The sequence below is a fragment of the Niastella koreensis GR20-10 genome (genome assembly GCF_000246855.1).
In the GTDB taxonomy this organism is placed as follows: Bacteria; Bacteroidota; Bacteroidia; order Chitinophagales; family Chitinophagaceae; genus Niastella; species Niastella koreensis.
Window position 1 is genome coordinate 8,220,450 of record NC_016609.1, and the last position, 17,056, is coordinate 8,237,505.

Here is a 17,056-nt window from a genome sequence, read left to right on the forward strand (position 1 = left end):
ACTTCGGCTCCGCTCAGTGCAGGCCCGCTCAGGATGCGCTCAGAATCGGCTGATTGGTCATTTAATTTAATTACCGGCGCCATCAGCTTTGCCACGGTCTACTGCATAATTGCCCACTTTTTTACCGGTTTCCAATCCTACTTCACAATCGGCCCGGAAATGGATGCCCGCCAGCATTCTGGACAGGGAAGCTTCCCGCGCCAGATCGTCGTATGCAGTGGCGCGATCGGGGATTATGTATGAAAGAACGGTAGACGCGGCTCCACTGAAAGTAGAGTGGCCGGAGACGTATGCCGGGAAATTAGGAACCCCGGTTAAGGTTTTTATTGCAGGATTCATTTGGCAGGGCCGGGGATTGAAATAAAAATACTTGGTATCCCAACACACAATAGCGGCATCCATCAACGACATATTCAGTAAAGCCATGTTACGCGCCCAGCGCACCTCGCTGTAATTCTTTTTTATAAAATCTTCGGCAGCAATGGCATCCCAGTGACCAGATGGGGTAGAAGTACCTGCTCCATCGGCCCAATAGTGAACAATACGGTAATGATCGCGCGTATCGTTTTTTGTCAAACTCAGGATCTCATCGGTTTCGTCTGACATTTTTTTACTGGCAGTAAGTGGAGGTGGCCCAGGCCGTAAAGAAATTGCTGTGAGCGAATCGAACAGGAATGCTTTTACCTTTCCAAACAAGGGGAGCATGGGTGGACGTTTAGGATTTTCCAGACTGTACCAGGGTGTTTCACCACGGGCAATACAATCGGTTTCCAGTTTGGCCCAATCGGCAGGCGTACCTACAGCGGCGCCGGCCCTATCGCCACGGGCGCGGGTTGCAAACTTTTGCGCAACAGCTTTGCCTAATGCTTCGCCGGCCTCTATATCGCTGCGCACATTGGCGCCTGAAATAATGCGGGCATGTTTGTGCTCTTCGGCTTTTTGTTGAATGTATTGCTGGTCGCCGGGGAATAATAACTTCATCATTTCAACGGCTGCGCCTTCAACAACGGCATCTTCCGATGGATAAGAAGGCAGGTCAGATTGTGGTACCAGTACATTGATGGTGGCATCCACTTTATAAGGCGCCGGGCGGTTGTATAATTTTTTATAATAGTAAGCAGCAACCAGTGCGTCGTATTGCGCGGCACTAACATAGGCATAGGCCCTTGCTGCATACGGTGGGTTTGCAAACGGGAACTGCGGATACGCCAATGGGTTATTGGCATTGGGAATGGGATAAGTACCATCGTCGTTCTGGTATGGGGGAAGGTTGTGTTTGGCTACCAGTTCCCGCAGGATCTCATTCCAGCGAAGTACAGCACCAGCGCTCCAGTATTTAACAATGTTCTTTTCATTTTCTGTTATGGATGCCTGCCAGCTTTTGATTTCGCTCAGCTGGGCAATATAGTCAGGTGTATTAGTGGCTATGGGCGCCGAAACCGAAAACTCGTTTGCCGAGGCAAGCAGAATGGGTTTCCAGCCGCCCGCATCTATATCGGTTTTATCTGGTTGCAATGCCGGCAAATCATCGGTGCGGCCTTTCTCTGTTTTTGTACAGGCGAAAGGAACAATAACGGCAGCGGCAATCAACAGCGGCAGTATATAGTATAAGATCTTTTTCATGGTTGTACTTTTTTGGGGGTTGATGCAGGCGCCTGCTTTTTTGCAAAGTTGAGGATGAAGAACAGTCCGGTGCTGATACTGGTACTCTGGCCTACATTACGACCTGCAATAACATGGCTTCCGTTTACCACCAGTTGAACCCATTTCAGGTTCTTTAAATGGTATTTTGCATTTACGCCCAGGCGCGTTGCATTCATTTTGTTACTGGGGAAAGGCATATTGTTGCGGGTTATATCAAAACCACCCAGGGTGGTCCAGTTGTCGAGAAAAGCCTCCCCAATAATATCATTGTACCGGTAACCTGCCCGGAAGTTGAACGACATAGCATCGGGCATGTCTACCTTATTCGTGTAATGCATTTCGGTAGTATAATAGGCATCGCGGTCAATTTTTATATTGTCGCGAAACACATAGGTGCCAGACAGGGTGGCAAACCATTTTCCTGCCTGGTAATCGGCCATCGCTCTCAGCGAAAGCGTTTTACTGCGCAACCCCAATGAAAGGGGCAGGTAGTCGGCTACATAATTACTCATGGGGGCTGATGCGCCTGCAAGGCCGTACACACTCAGATCACCTTTGCCTACCTTTTTATCAAAGGGCATATATTTTACCCAAATCGATGCATCCTGAAAACCCTTCATGCCGTGTAAGGTGCCTGCAGATGCTTTGGTAGTTACATAAGGCGCGCCGAACAAAATATTTACTTTGTCAGTTACGCCGTAAGCCCCCATTACACTATACATTTGTGAAGAAACGGTACCTAAATTCAGGTTCTCTCTTTTAAGGGTGCCCTCCCAGTAATTTTTCCAGCTGCTATATCCGTACACCGGGCCAATACAAAGATTTTTTCTGGTCATCATAATACCATCTATGTCTGTTTGGGCCACTGCAGATTGCAGGCCTGCTGCCAATAAAAAAAGCAAGCTGCAATACCGTAGGTTGGTCTTCCTGGATTGTTTCATAAACAATTAGTATATGGTTAAAATTTAAAAGAAGCGCCAATGTTTACCAGGTAATCCGCAAAGGCAGCATCGCCCTGTGTATATACCCCGGTGTCTGCAGTTTTTAATTTGTCGGCAACGCTTTGGGTGCGATTGCGTTTAACCGCAAATGGCACATAAGCATATACCGTTGCTTTTTTGAATTGGTAGTTCACACCTGGTTCAATGGAAATGATATAACCCGGGCGGCGGAAACCCATGCTGCCACCGATCACATCTTTGGAGGGTTCGCACTCATCGCGCACCCCGGCAGAGAACGTGAATTTCTTAAAGGAGGCGCTGGCGCCGGCACGGATCATCATTTGATCGGGCACGCTCATTACACTGGTGCCGTATTTAATAGCGTCGGCAGAAACGGCACCGCCACGGGCAGTAGATACGCCATTTTGTTCCCGGGGATTGAACAGGTAATAAAAGTTACCATACACCCCAAAATTTTCGGTGAAGTTATAATAGGCATTTATTTCGGTAGTGAACCCGGTTCCCCCATCACCTAACTGTATTGATTGATCGACAGGCCCGAGTACCCTGGTGGAATCATTCTTGATAAAGAAATCCTGGTAGCGGTAATCGCCGGTTGGCAGTTTTAGCCCGAGCCCTGCCTGGATGTTTCCTTTAGGCATGGTTGTTTGGTCAAACAGCCATTTATATACTGCGAAGCGAATATCGCCAACACCGAATGCATGCGTGGAGTGGCGGGCGTTTTTAACGCCATTGCCGCCATGCTCATACATAGAAGAGCGGACGTTGGCAATAACAGGCACATCCAGCCCTATAGACCAGCCATTTTTCAAATTGCGAAAAAGCGCCAGGTCAAGCGTATAAGCGTGATTGATTACCTGGGTCCCCTGTTCTATCCGTTGCTTTTGTTCTTCAGTTCCTACAAAATGGCGGAATGATTTAAAATAACGATTGCTTACAGATAGCAGCCATTTGGTTGAATCGTGGCTGAGCGCCTGGTCGCGCGTGCAGAAACCACCTGTGCTGCGTATGGCTACGCAACCCTGGGACCGGGCATGAAGGGTTAGCAATAAACAGGCAATCGATAAAATGGCAAGCTTTTTCATAAACAGTTATTTTGGTAGTGTTGGTTGTGTTATTTACTGGCCAGCTGTTCTTTTCTCATAGATAATTTTGTGAGTACATAATTACCTACTTTCTCGCCCTGGTCGCGCGCTACAATTACAGAAGGGCGATAATGAATGCCACCATAAAAGCGGCTTATACCTGCTTCATCTGCCGCCTCGCGGGGTGTTTTAAAGCTCCGGTCGGGAAACCCCCATGGGCGTTCGGTGCTGTCGCGGAAAGGCGTTTGTGCCCCATAGATATGTTCCAGTACAGTAGCGGCGGCAGTTGATATAATAGAGTGACCGCTGGTATATTCAGGAAACGGCGGGGTTTGCAAAAAGGGTTTCCAGTTTGCATCGATGTATTTGTTGATCACCGTTTCGGGGCGAACGAGATTAAAGGTGTATTTGGCATCCCAGCAGGCAATAAAGGCATCCATTAAAGCAAATGATACAGTAGTATAGGTGTACACCGTTTTTTCAAAATTGGCTTTTTGGTTCTCGCAGATAATCCCGGTAATGCCCATCCAGTGGCCGCCGGGCGTCATGGCCTTGGTGGCATACATGGTGTGACCAACCACGTTTAATTTAAAACCATTACAATCCCAGAAACTGGAGATGGCTTTTTGTTCATCGGTAAGCAAATTAACGGTATCAAGTACCTGTTTGGCCATTTTATAGAAGGCGCAGCCTGAATCTTTGCCAAACCTGCACGGAAGTGGCGGCGCAAACTGGTTACAGCTGTCCATGGCAATGGTGCGAATGGTACGCCATTGTGGTTCTACTGCCTGAAAATATCCTGGCGGCGTGGGGATCCATTTGCCTTCATCGTTTGGCACCGTGTATTTGGCGGCAGAGCGGGTTTGTGCATAGTTGTCTTTCTTGCTCCAGGCCAGCACCGCTTTGGCAACAGATACGCCATATTCTTCAGAATTCTTTTTCATGTCGGCAGGCATGCCATTGGTTTCGGCCAGCATTTTTAAACTGTCAACTATCTGATCGGTCTGGTCTTTTGAAAAAGTGAGGGTTTTGCCCACTTCCATAAAAGCCATCAGCGCCGCATAGGGATAATCGACCACTTTGCCGGAGTCAGGGGGAAGCACATAATCGAACCCTTTTAACTGACCTTTCAGGGAGGTATAGGTGCTGTCGCCATGTACCATTACTTCATAGGCGGCCAAATGGGCATAGGCATAAATACGACTGGCCACCGGCGGGGTAAAGATGTCGTAAGTAATAACATCAGTCAGCTCACCGGTTATTTTACTGTACAGAACGGGGTTGTGCAATACTTTTTGATAATCAGCAGCACGTTGTTTGCAGGAGGTAACTCCTGCCAATAGAAGGGCAAACAAAAATAAACGCATGATATAGCAATTAGTAATAAATCAGACTTGTAACCTGGCTATAACTTTCCCAATAAAAAGGCGATGATAAAACCATTAGCACTCGGGAGGTTGTGCTGGTGTGGTAAGCAAAGGAAATGAAGGAATGACGTTGGTATAGCCTGTGTATTGATGACTTTGGGCTGCCAGGGTTTGCACCTGCCAATTGTTTTGTTGGTCCCAGTATTCAGTTACCGGGCTTTTGATGGAAATTCCCGGGGTGGAATTTTTACTTTGAGAATTATGTTGCAGGTCATTCACCAGTTTGAAAAATTCGTCGCGGGCGTTTTGTAAACGCATCCGGTTCTCATTGGGCAAACATAACAGCACGAGTTCGCCGTTCTCTACTTTGCGTTTTACATATTTATAGTGTATACCGTTGAATTCGATTTCGCCATCGTAACGTTCAAAATTGGAGGAAATACTTTGGTAAGGCATGTTGAGCGGAACGCGGATCTCTATGAGGCTGGCTTCATTGTATTGTTGCCGATCCAGTTGGGCTTCCAAACGGGTATCGGCCCGGTGTTGCAGATAATCGGACAGAAACCGATATCCAAACCAGTTAAACAAGAAGATGAGAAGCAGCAATATGGCAGCAGCTCGTTTCATCCGTGGTACAATAGCTTTGAGTTACTACAAAATAAGACAATTTGGGGTACGAAAACGCTGTAGGGCAAAATATTTTAGTGGGTGTGGGTTGCTAAATATTGCAGAAAAATATTATTTGACGTGGGTGTTGCTGTGTCATGGTTCAGCTTTTCGGCGGTTTCATTATGGTGAAGGATGTGTGAACCATGTGTGATCCTTGTGTCAACCATGTGTCAAATAGCACCCTTCACCAATGGATGACACATGTTTCACACATGGTTCACACATGGTTTATGCTATTCATCCCGGATTTTGATGTGTCCCGTACCAGGTTTGTTCGAAGCCCGTCCCATTTTCCAAAAACGGGCTTTAGTGTTTGGTATCTTTGTGGTGTTGGAAATAAAAAAAGCACCCCAATTAGTCAGGACGCTTTATATCGTATTGATCTGTTATTTCTTAGTTGTTCAGCTTGGTAAAACCTCCATCGATTGGATAATCGCAGCCGGTAATGAAGGACGCTTCATTAGAGCAGAGGTATAATGCCAGGTAACCGATCTCTTCAGGTTTACCCATGCGGCCAATTGGCTGGGTTTTGGACAGCTTTTCAAACATCTCAACTTCTTTGCCAGGATAGTTCTTTGACAGGAATCCATCTACAAACGGCGTATGTACGCGGGCCGGTGAAATACAGTTGCAGCGGATATTGTATTTCAAATAATCCTTGGCAACAGATAACGTCATGCCAACGACAGCACCTTTGGTCATGGAGTAGGCAAAACGGTCGGGTATGCCCACCAGTGAGGCAATGGAAGCCATATTAAGAATGGAACCGCCATTTTGTTTCATGTGCGGAATAACGGCGTGTAAACAGTTGTATACGCCTTTTACATTCACACTTACCAGGCGGTCGAAGTCGGCTTCGGGTGTAGTATCGGCAGTACCAATGTGGGCAATACCGGCATTGTTGATGAGGATGTCGATAGCGCCATTGGCTGCAATTCCATCCACGATCTGTTTTACATCGGCTTGTTTGGATACATCACATTTGTAAAACTGGCCTTTGCCGCCGGCCGCTGAAATTTCTTTCACCACGTTGGTAGCGCCCTGTTCATCCATATCAAGAATATGAACGCTGGCTCCCTGTTGGGCAAATACAGTAGCAATGGCTTTACCTATACCACTTCCGCCACCGGTAATGATGGCTGTTTTATTGTCGAGTCGAAACATGGGTGCGAAATTAGTTGATATGTTGATACGTTGAAAAGTTAACCCGTTAACTTTTCAATTTTTATACTGTTGCTGTTTTAGGTTTATAGCCTTTCCAACCGAAATACAGGATCACAATAAAGCAGACGAGCGGAATGATGTACCCGTTCTGAATATTGTGCGTGATATCGGCAATGCGGCCCATCGCAAGCGGAATTAATGCGCCACCTACAATTGACATAATGATAAGACTGGAGCCAATTTTGGTATCTGCTCCTAGCCCTTTTATGCCCAATGCGAAAATGGTGGGGAACATGATCGACATAAAAAATCCAACCCCAATCAACGCATATACTGTTACCATTCCGGTGCTGACAATGGCAATGGCAGATAAAACAATATTAATTACCGAATATAGAACCAGTAATTTATTAGGGCTGATGTATCTCATAAAGAAAGTGCCTACGAACCGGCCACCCATGAAGGCAATACCATATCCCAAAGACAGGTATTTTGAAGCCATCTTTTCATCGATATGGGCTGCTTTCACGGCTATATTAATAAAGAAGCTGGTAACACAAACCTGTGCGCCTACATAAAAGAATTGCGCTATCACTGCCCATACTAAATGTTTATGGCGGGTTGCATTGGCGAAACTTGATTTCTTCGTTTCTTCTGCTTCTTTTATTTCAGGCAGCTTGGTGAAAATAAAGATCAGGGCTACGGCAAGAATAATAACCCCAAGGATCAAATAAGGCCCTTTTACTGTAGCTGCTTCACCGGCCAGGTAGGTATTCAGGGCCCCGGGCGACATGGCCGCTTTTTGCGCATCGGTTAAATTATTCTTTGATAAAATAAATTCCCCTCCGATCAGCGGCGCCAATACAGTTGCCAGTCCGTTAAATGACTGTGACAGGTTTAACCGTTGGGTAGCTGTCTCCTTCGGGCCTAATAAGGAAGCATAAGGGTTGGCGGCGGTTTCTAAAAACGTGAGTCCGCTGGCAATAATAAACAGCGCTCCCAGGAAATAAACATATTCTCTTGTATTAGCGGCAGGAATGAATAACAGGGAGCCGGTACCAAACAGCAATAGCCCTAAAATAATTCCAGATTTATAACCATACTTTCTCATTACAAATCCCGCGGGTAATGCCATCGCAAAATAGGCTATGAATACGGCTGAGTCTACTAATGAGGATTGCAAATAGCTAAGGCTAAAAGCCTTTCGCAGGTGTGGGATCAATATAGGATCGAGGTTATGTACAAAGCCCCAAAAGAAAAACAAACTGGTTACTAAGATGAATGGGAATAGATATCCCTTACGCTGTTCTTGATTCAGGGAGGCACTGGATGATGATGGAAGGGCCATGCAATCGGGAATTTTAAGTTGGATTTATAAGTGAATTAAGGTGACCTGTCAGGTAGATGGCTTTAGTCTGAATGCTCAGCATGCCTAAGTTTACCTGACAGGTCTGCCTGCGCTTTAGGTCAATGAACGATCGAGATGCGTGTACCCACCATCCACATAAATGATCTGTCCGGTGGTGTGGCTGGAGCGGTCACTGATCAGGAATACCGTCATATCGGCAATCTCTTCTGAAGTAGTGAAGCGCTTTTCCAATGGGATCTTGGAAACGATCTGCGCCAGTTTCTCTTTCGGATTGGGCAGGGTTTGGATCCATTTATCATACAACGGCGTCCATACCTCGGCAGGGATCACAGTGTTTACGCGGATGGAGTAAGGCAACAATTCAACAGCCCACTCACGCGTCAATGCATTGATACCGCCTTTAGATGCTGCATAACCAGAGGTATTACCCTGGCCGGTGTCAGCAACCTTTGAGCCGATATTTGTGATGGTGCCTTTTGTTTCTTTCAGATAAGGCAATGCATAATGCGCCAGGTTATAAATATGACTGAGGTTGATCTGCAGCGATTTCATGAATTTTTCAGGTGAACCGCTTTCCAGTCCGCAACCATCGTTCATACCGGCATTATTAATAAGGCCATCGATGCGGCCAAATTCTTTCACGGTAAAATCTATCACAGCTTTACATGCAGCAGGGTCAGCCAGCTCTGCTTCAATGCTGGTGGCTTTCCCTTTTGCCTTTATAATTTCATCAACTTTAGCCTGGTTATCAGCTTTATTTCTTCCGGCAATTACTACAATACCACCTTCAGCAGCCAATGAACTGCTGATAGCAGCACCAATTCCTTTGGCACCCCCGGTAACAATAAATACTTTGTTGGTGAGATGTAAATCCATATTAGTTATAAATTATAAAATTGAATGGCATTGCTGCCAAATACTTTTTCCCTGTCTTCTGCCGAAAAGCTCTCCATATATTTCTCCAGCAAACTTTTCCATTGTACATAAATACCGCTGAGCAACATAACCGGCCAGTCGCTGCCGAACAGCAGTCTGTCGGTACCGAATGCTTCAAACACCACATCGAGGTAGGGGAAGAAATCGGCTGCGCTCCATTCTTTCCAGTTGGTTTCGGTAAACAAACCAGATAGTTTGCAGCACACGTTCGGAAATTTGGCTATTTCCTGCATGCCTGCGCGCCAGTCGTCTATCTGTTTATGACGAATGTCGGGTTTGGCGCAATGATCTACCACAAATGGCTGATCGGGAAAAGCCTGGACAAAATCAATAGCTGGTTGCAATTGATTATGGAAGATGAGAATATCGTACGTATAGTTGTATGCCTTTAAAGCTGCCACGCCACGGCGGAAATTTGGCCGGGCCAGAAAATCGAGTGGTTCGCCCTGCACTACGTGGCGGTATCCTTTAATGAAGGGATACTGCGAAAAGTATTGCAAACGCTCTGCGATGTTATCGGCCTGTAAGTCGATCCAGCCTACCACGCCTTTGATAATGGAATGTGTTTTGGCCAGTTCAACCAGGAAATGGGTTTCCATTTCAGTTTGCGTTGCCTGTACGGCTACCACGCCATCCACATTATTTCTTTTTGAAACCAGCGCCAAGTGTTCCGGAAGATAATCCTGCTGAAGGGTCTTCATGGAATTATCTATCCAGTCGTAGGTTTTTTTATCGTATTTCCAGAAGTGAACGTGGGAGTCGATAACGATCCCGGCCCCCTCCCGTCCTCCCCCGGTGGGGGAGGGATTGGCAGCATCGTAATATTTTTTGAGAAGTGTCATTTTCTAAATTTCAATAGCGTTAGCAATATATTATCCCTGCAAATGATCGGAGTGTTTTCAATCTCCCCCTCCACCGGAGGGGGCCGGGGGGGAGGCCGAATATTTTCTCCATGAGGATCCATTTTTCACCAGGCTTTGCCCAGGGAAGCGCCTGTTGGTACTTCCACATCAGGCTTTCCCATTCCTGAACCCTGGGGTTGGCGGCATCGGCCTTTGCCTTTTCAGCAAAGGTAAACTGCTCATTGGCCTCGATGATCATAAACAACCGGTTACCCGTGCGATAGATGTCGAGCACGTCAATGCCAGCCGATTGAATGCTTTGCACTATCTCGGGCCATATTTCATCGTGATGGCGCTCGTAATCGGCAATCATTGCCGCATCATCTACCAGGTCCAGGGCAAGACAATACCTCATGCTTGTAGTTTGATGTTTATGGTTTGTAGCTCAAACCACAAACTGTTTATTTATATGCAACAGCCACTTGTTTACTTGTGCCCAGTCCATCGATACCCAATTCAATAACATCCCCGGCTTTTATATAAAACGGTTCGGGCTTTTGACCTAAACCTACGCCAGCTGGTGTACCGGTGCTAATGATATCGCCAGGGAGCAGGGTCATAAACTGGCTTACGTAAGAGATCAGGAACGGAATATTGAAGATGAGGTTGCTGGTATTGCCATCCTGCATCATTTTTCCGTTTACAGAAAGCCACAGGCGTACGTTATGAATGTCTTTTATTTCATCGGGTGTTGCCATAAAGGGGCCTAAAGGTGCAAACGTATCGCAGCTTTTACCTTTTACCCACTGACCATTGCGCTCCAACTGAAAAGCACGCTCGCTGTAATCGTTGTGCAGCATGTAACCGGCAATGTAATCATTGGCGTCTTTCGCGTCAACATAGCTCGCTTTTTTACCTATTACTACAGCCAGCTCTACTTCCCAATCGGTTTTGGTACTGTTCTTCGGGATCATCAGGGCGTCATTAGGACCTACCATAGCGGTGGTAGACTTAAAGAATATGATTGGCTCAGCCGGGATCGCCGCATTGGTTTCTTTGGCATGGTCAACGTAGTTCAGTCCAATGCACACGATCTTTGAAGGACGGGCCAGGGGGGCGCCCAAACGCTCACTGGCATCAACTACCGGGCAGGCAGATTGATTTGTTTTTAACCACTCTGCCAAACGGCCAAGACCATTATTCGTTAAGAATTGCTCGTTATAATCTTCACCAAAAGCGCTGGTGTCAATTCTTTTTCCATCGGGTAATTCAACCCCAGGCTTTTCCTGCCCTGATTTTCCAAAACGTATAAGCTTCATGTTACCAGTATAATTTTTTGTTGGCCGAAACTATCTCATTTTCACTGCAAACCAAACGAAAATTTCCGGTATCGTTCCCGGAAGTTTTGCTTTTTCTTATCTGTTTTATGCAAGAAAAGTGTATACTAACGATCATTAGCTTTTTTGACCTAACTTTAGGTGGATTTTGTAATGCATGCTAATATGAGTTATACACCAATTAATAAAGTCAGAATAGTTACTGCTGCCTCCCTTTTTGATGGTCACGATGCTGCTATTAATATTATGCGGCGCATTTTACAGTCAAAAGGCGCTGAGATCATTCACCTGGGTCATAACCGGTCTGTAGCGGAGATCGTGGAATGCGCCATAGAAGAAGATGCCCAGGGCATTGCCATCACCAGCTACCAGGGTGGCCATGTGGAGTTCTTCAAATACATGAAAGACCTGCTGGATGAGAATGGCTGCGGCCATATAAAGATCTTCGGCGGCGGCGGCGGCACCATTCTGCCCCAGGAGATTACTGAGTTGCATAATTATGGGATCACGAGGATCTATAGTCCGGATGATGGAAGAAGGTTAGGGTTGGAAGGGATGATTGAGGAGGTGATACAACAATGCAATCCAACGCCGACCGGCCCCCTCCCGGCCTCCCCCGGTGGGGGAGGAGAAGGGCATCACTCCGACTATTGGGAAGCTCCTAAAAAAATGGAACGGGAAGTTACCGTTGGGAGAAAAAAGAGACATTAGAAGAATAGCCAGGGCTATAACGCTTGCTGAAAATAAAATGGAAAGTGAGCAATTGTATGATGGCTCATCTGTAACGATCAATCAGTTGAAAGCAGATCCTTTACTATATCAAAGGCTTAAGGAATTCGCTTTATCACATAGAAAAGAGGCTACCATGGCTGAAGAAATACTATGGGATAAGCTAAAGAGTAAAAGAGAAGGATATAAATTCAGAAGGCAGCATATAATAGGAAATTTTATTGCTGACTTCGCCTGTTTAAAGAAAGGATTGGTTATTGAAGTAGATGGTAATTATCATCAATTGCCTGAGATGCAAATCAGCGATGAAGAAAGAACAAAAGCTTTAAACAAATTGGGATTTGATGTTTTAAGGTTTACCAACGATGAAATCACCTACGAAATTGAAAAAGTACTAAACAAGGTACAAAACACGCTCTCTCAACTTCCCGATAAAGAGTTAGACGATATTAATAGCGAAGCTTCCAACTCCCCCTCCACCGGAGGGGGCCGGGGGGAGGCCGGAGGTTTGGAGGCTTGTGTTCTCGGCATCACCGGCACCGGAGGCGCCGGAAAATCATCAGTTACCGATGAAATAGTCAGGCGGTACCTGAATGCTTTTGCGGAGAAAACAATTGCGGTTATTTCTGTTGACCCCTCCAAAAAGAAAACCGGTGGCGCCCTGCTGGGCGACCGTATCCGGATGAACAGCATCCATTCTCCCCGGGCTTATATGCGTTCCCTGGCTACCCGCGACAGCGACGTGGCCCTGAGCGAACACGTGCAGGAAGCCATCGATGTGTGTAAAGAAGCCGCCTTTGATCTTATTATCCTGGAATCTGCCGGGGTGGGGCAAAGCGATGTGAGCATCCTCGACTACTGCGATGTAAGCCTGTATGTAATGACGCCTGAATATGGCGCGGCTTCGCAATTGGAGAAGATCAATATGCTCGATTACGCCGATGTGATCGCCATTAATAAATTCGATAAAAGCGGCGCACTGGATGCGCTGCACGATGTGCGCAAACAGTTCAAACGTAACCATGGTTTATGGTCGGCCAAAGATGAGGAGCTTCCGGTAATTGGCACCATTGCCGCCCAGTTTAACGACGCCGGTATAAATGAGTTGTTTAAAAAACTGATGGGTATCATCAAAACAAAAACCGGTACCGAATTTGGTGCTTTTGAAGCGTCTCCGCCAGCTGGCAGAGGAGGTTTAGAGGGGGTTACTACCACCAAATCGCAGATCATTCCACCCAAACGCGTTCGCTATCTCTCAGAAATTGCCGATGCCAATCGGGGTTATGATGTATGGGTGAAAGAACAGGGGGCGCTGGCAACACAGCTGTATCAAATAACCGGAACCCTGAATGCGGTTAATAGTTTATCTGCTGCCGTAAAAGATGAACTGACCACGCTTAAAAATAAACTGTCGGCACAATTACATCCCGAATGTAAAAAGCTGGTGGAGCAATGGCCTGCACTCGTAACCAAATATAAAGCTGACTTTTTTGAATACCAGGTGCGCGATAAAGTGATTAAACAATCAATGATTACCAAATCGCTCAGTGGCACCCGCATACCAAAAGTGGTATTGCCCAAGTACAACGACTGGGGTGATATATTAAAATGGCAATTACAGGAAAACATTCCGGGTGAATATCCCTTTACTGCCGGCGTGTTCCCGCTGAAACGCGAAGGCGAAGACCCCACCCGCATGTTTGCCGGTGAGGGCGGCCCCGAGCGCACCAATAAACGTTTTCACTATGTATCGTACGATCAGCCTGCGCGGCGGTTGTCTACAGCGTTTGACAGTGTAACGCTGTATGGCGAGGATCCTGCTCATCGTCCGGATATTTATGGTAAGGTTGGTAACAGCGGCGTGAGCATTGCCACAGTAGATGATGCCAAAAAATTATACAGCGGTTTTGATCTGTGCGATCCCAAAACATCGGTGAGTATGACCATTAACGGTCCGGCGCCGATCATACTCGCGTTCTTTATGAATGCAGCTATCGATCAGTTGTGTGAAAAATGGATAGAAGAAAACGGACAATGGCCAAAGGTGAATGGTGAGTTAGATCAAAGATTCAAACAACTTCCTAAACCAGCTTATTACAACCCTTCGGCGCCGGAGCGCTTACCGGAAGGCAATAATGGATTGGGGTTAGCATTATTGGGTGTATCTGGCGAAGACGTATTGCCTAAAGAAGTATATGCCAAAATAAAAGCGGAGGCGCTGGCCCAGGTACGCGGTACCGTGCAGGCAGACATCCTGAAAGAAGACCAGGCGCAGAACACCTGTATCTTCAGCACTGAATTTGCCCTGAAACTGATGGGTGATGTGCAGGAATATTTCATTCAGCAAAAGGTGCGCAACTTTTACAGCGTAAGTATCAGCGGTTATCATATTGCAGAAGCAGGCGCCAACCCTATTACACAATTGGCCTTTACCCTGGCGAATGGTTTTACATATGTAGAATACTACCTGAGCCGCGGCATGCATATAGATGAGTTTGCTCCTAACCTCTCATTCTTCTTTAGTAATGGGATGGATCCTGAGTACAGCGTGATAGGCCGTGTGGCCCGACGCATCTGGGCCAAGGCCATGAAGTATAAATACAAAGGCAACGACCGCAGTCAAAAGCTGAAATACCATATTCAAACATCGGGTAGAAGCCTGCATGCGCAGGAGATCGATTTCAATGATATAAGAACCACCCTGCAGGCATTGTACGCCATTTACGATAACTGTAACAGCCTGCATACAAATGCGTATGATGAAGCCATTACCACACCTACCGAAGAAAGCGTGCGGCGGGCGATGGCTATTCAGCTCATTATTAACCGCGAACTGGGCAGCGCCAAAACCGAGAACTTTATTCAGGGCTCTTTCCTGATTGAAGAAATGACCGACCTGGTGGAAGAAGCTGTGCTGACAGAGTTCGACCGCATCACTGAACGGGGTGGCGTGCTGGGCGCTATGGAGCGTATGTATCAGCGCAACAAGATCCAGGAAGAAAGTTTGTATTACGAAAGTTTAAAACACAATGGTGAATTGCCCATCATTGGCGTGAATACTTTTTTGAATAAAAAAGGAAGCCCTACCATCTTGCCTACCGAAGTAATTCGCAGTACTACCGAGGAAAAAGAACAACAGATCCGGAACCTGCAGGCCTTCTGGAAACGGAATGAACAAAGATCGGCCGACATGTTAAACCGCCTGAAGAAAGTGGCCATCAACAATGGAAACCTTTTTGAAGAACTGATGGAAACCGTGAAGTATTGTTCGCTGGGGCAAATAACCCATGCCTTGTTTGAAGTAGGGGGACAGTATAGAAGAAATATGTAAGTGGGATTTGGCTTTTAATGTAGAATTAATTCCTCATTAAAATAAGATTAAATCATGCCATACCGGCCTTATGTAAGGCTGGTGTGGCATTTTAATTTACCACTATTAGTTGAGAGGAATACGACTCCTCTCCGCCAGCTGGCGGAAGGCCGGGAGGGGGCCGGGATAAAGAATTTGTTAAGCTGTTGGTAAACCTTTTAATTAACCGCTGGAAATGTTTTCTAAACACTTCAAATAGCAGTACCCAATTCTGCATTAAATATAAAAGGTATGTTGAAATATTTTTTACTAATAGCCGGGCTTTTACCGGGCCTCTTTACTCCTCTTCTTGCACAGGATACCACAGCAGGGCCGTTGAAATGGGACCTGCAAACCTGTTTGGATTATGCCAAAAAGAACAACATCACCATCAATAACCTGCGTTGGGGTGCGCGTTCCAGTGAGCAGGATCTTTTACAGGCAAGAGCCGCTAAATTGCCTAGCGTATCGGCTACCCTTACCCAATCGCTTGTAAATAGTAACAATGCCAACCCGGTGGTAGGCGGGTTTCAAACCCAGGCTACTGCATCGGGTAACTATGGGGTAACCTCCAACTGGGTGGTTTATAATGGCGGTTTTCTGAATAACGATATCAGGCAGAAAACCATCCTGCTGGAAAGCGCCCAGTTAAACGTACAGGCGGCCCAAAATGATATTACCCTGCAGATAACCCAGGCGTATCTGAATATTCTTTTACAAAAGGAAAACATCGCTTACCTGCAGGAGCTGGTAACTTCATCAGAGTCGCAGTTAACCCTGGGCAAGCAACGGTTTGATGCGGGTAGTTTATCACGCAAGGATTATTTGCAGCTGGAAGCTACGCTGGCCAATGATAAATACAACCTTACCACCGCTATCAATGCCCATCGTACCGACCTGGTAAATCTGAAACAAATATTGCAACTCCCTTCCTCGGTCACTTTCGATGTTATACAACCCGATACGCTGGTTACCAACCAGGTGGTTACGTCGCTGCCGGAAGCTGAAAACGCGGCAGTAAATTCAAGACCCGAAGTAAAGGTGGGCGAACTGAATGTAAAATCGGCAGAAGTAGGATTGGAGAAATCCAGGGCAGGCCGGTTGCCGGTTATAAGTTTAGGAGCTGGTTTATCGAGCGGTTATTCAGATAACAACGATCTCAAGTACTTCAACCAGGTAAACAACAACTTCTATCAAAGAATAGGGGCAACGGTGTCAATACCCATTTTTGCCAACCGCGTTAATAAAAGCAATATAGAGCGATCGAAAATACAGATAGAACAGGCGAAGTTATCGTTACAGGGCACAAAGACCACGCTCGACCAGGCTGTTGAGCAGGCTTATATCGCTGTGTTGAATTCACAGGCGCAACTGGAGGCAGCAGAATCATCGTGGAAAACCAACCAGGAGAGTTTCCATATTACCAATGAGCAGATGCGCCTGGGAGCCTTCAATACTATTGACCTGCTTACACAAAAGAACCTGTATGTGCAGGCCCTGCAGGCATATGTACAAGCCAAGTATAATACTATTCTTAACAAGAAGATCTACGAATTCTATACAGGTGTGCCTGTAACCCTATAATATCTATAACAATAAACGG

14 protein-coding genes are annotated in these 17,056 nt (G+C 46.3%); 3 read left to right on the forward strand and 11 right to left on the reverse strand.

Going from position 1 to position 17,056, the window contains the following annotated elements; all coding sequences use genetic code 11:
* Nucleotides 1-66: 66 nt before the first annotated feature.
* The 11 genes from NIAKO_RS32935 to NIAKO_RS32985 form a co-directional block, all read right to left on the reverse strand.
* A complete protein-coding gene (locus NIAKO_RS32935) occupies nt 67-1,623 on the reverse strand; it encodes a vanadium-dependent haloperoxidase (RefSeq protein ID WP_014222828.1) in 1,557 nt (518 codons plus the stop codon).
* Nucleotides 1,620-2,585 carry a hypothetical protein gene (locus NIAKO_RS32940; protein ID WP_014222829.1) on the reverse strand — a complete coding sequence of 322 codons (966 nt, stop codon included), beginning with the start codon at nt 2,583-2,585 and terminating at the stop codon, nt 1,620-1,622. Before NIAKO_RS32940 ends, NIAKO_RS32935 begins: the two co-directional genes overlap by 4 nt.
* Nucleotides 2,586-2,602: 17 nt before the next feature.
* Nucleotides 2,603-3,691 (reverse strand): transporter family protein, encoded by a 1,089-nt coding sequence (locus NIAKO_RS32945; RefSeq protein WP_014222830.1) that lies wholly within the window; start codon nt 3,689-3,691, stop codon nt 2,603-2,605.
* Between the two features lie 29 nt (nt 3,692-3,720).
* Complete coding sequence (locus NIAKO_RS32950) at nt 3,721-5,058, reverse strand: vanadium-dependent haloperoxidase (RefSeq protein ID WP_014222831.1); 1,338 nt, start codon at nt 5,056-5,058, stop codon at nt 3,721-3,723.
* Nucleotides 5,059-5,133: 75 nt separating this feature from the next.
* Complete coding sequence (locus NIAKO_RS32955; RefSeq protein WP_014222832.1) at nt 5,134-5,685, reverse strand: hypothetical protein; 552 nt, start codon at nt 5,683-5,685, stop codon at nt 5,134-5,136.
* A gap of 435 nt (nt 5,686-6,120) precedes the next feature.
* A complete protein-coding gene (locus NIAKO_RS32960; protein ID WP_014222833.1) occupies nt 6,121-6,891 on the reverse strand; it encodes an SDR family NAD(P)-dependent oxidoreductase in 771 nt (256 codons plus the stop codon).
* A 61-nt stretch (nt 6,892-6,952) separates the two neighbouring features.
* A complete protein-coding gene (gene fucP / locus NIAKO_RS32965) occupies nt 6,953-8,239 on the reverse strand; it encodes an L-fucose:H+ symporter permease (protein ID WP_014222834.1) in 1,287 nt (428 codons plus the stop codon).
* Between the two features lie 114 nt (nt 8,240-8,353).
* Nucleotides 8,354-9,136 carry an SDR family oxidoreductase gene (locus NIAKO_RS32970; protein WP_014222835.1) on the reverse strand — a complete coding sequence of 261 codons (783 nt, stop codon included), beginning with the start codon at nt 9,134-9,136 and terminating at the stop codon, nt 8,354-8,356.
* A 5-nt stretch (nt 9,137-9,141) separates the two neighbouring features.
* Nucleotides 9,142-10,038 carry an amidohydrolase family protein gene (locus NIAKO_RS32975; RefSeq protein ID WP_014222836.1) on the reverse strand — a complete coding sequence of 299 codons (897 nt, stop codon included), beginning with the start codon at nt 10,036-10,038 and terminating at the stop codon, nt 9,142-9,144.
* Nucleotides 10,039-10,057: 19 nt separating this feature from the next.
* Entirely contained in the window at nt 10,058-10,453 is a 396-nt protein-coding gene (locus tag NIAKO_RS32980) for an L-rhamnose mutarotase (protein WP_014222837.1), read from the reverse strand.
* 46 nt (nt 10,454-10,499) lie between these two features.
* Nucleotides 10,500-11,357: a fumarylacetoacetate hydrolase family protein gene (locus tag NIAKO_RS32985; RefSeq protein WP_014222838.1), complete on the reverse strand. Its 858-nt coding sequence runs from the start codon at nt 11,355-11,357 to the stop codon at nt 10,500-10,502.
* A 183-nt stretch (nt 11,358-11,540) separates the two neighbouring features.
* Here NIAKO_RS32985 and NIAKO_RS32990 point away from each other — a divergent pair, with 183 nt between their 5' ends.
* The 3 genes from NIAKO_RS32990 (at nt 11,541) to NIAKO_RS33000 (ending at nt 17,037) form a co-directional block, all read left to right on the forward strand.
* Nucleotides 11,541-12,086, forward strand: a complete 546-nt coding sequence (locus NIAKO_RS32990; RefSeq protein WP_014222840.1) for a cobalamin B12-binding domain-containing protein — start codon at nt 11,541-11,543, stop codon at nt 12,084-12,086.
* A 37-nt stretch (nt 12,087-12,123) separates the two neighbouring features.
* Complete coding sequence (locus tag NIAKO_RS39235; RefSeq protein ID WP_014222841.1) at nt 12,124-15,435, forward strand: methylmalonyl-CoA mutase family protein; 3,312 nt, start codon at nt 12,124-12,126, stop codon at nt 15,433-15,435.
* A gap of 270 nt (nt 15,436-15,705) precedes the next feature.
* A complete protein-coding gene (locus NIAKO_RS33000) occupies nt 15,706-17,037 on the forward strand; it encodes a TolC family protein (RefSeq protein ID WP_014222842.1) in 1,332 nt (443 codons plus the stop codon).
* The last annotated feature ends 19 nt before the right edge of the window (nt 17,038-17,056 follow it).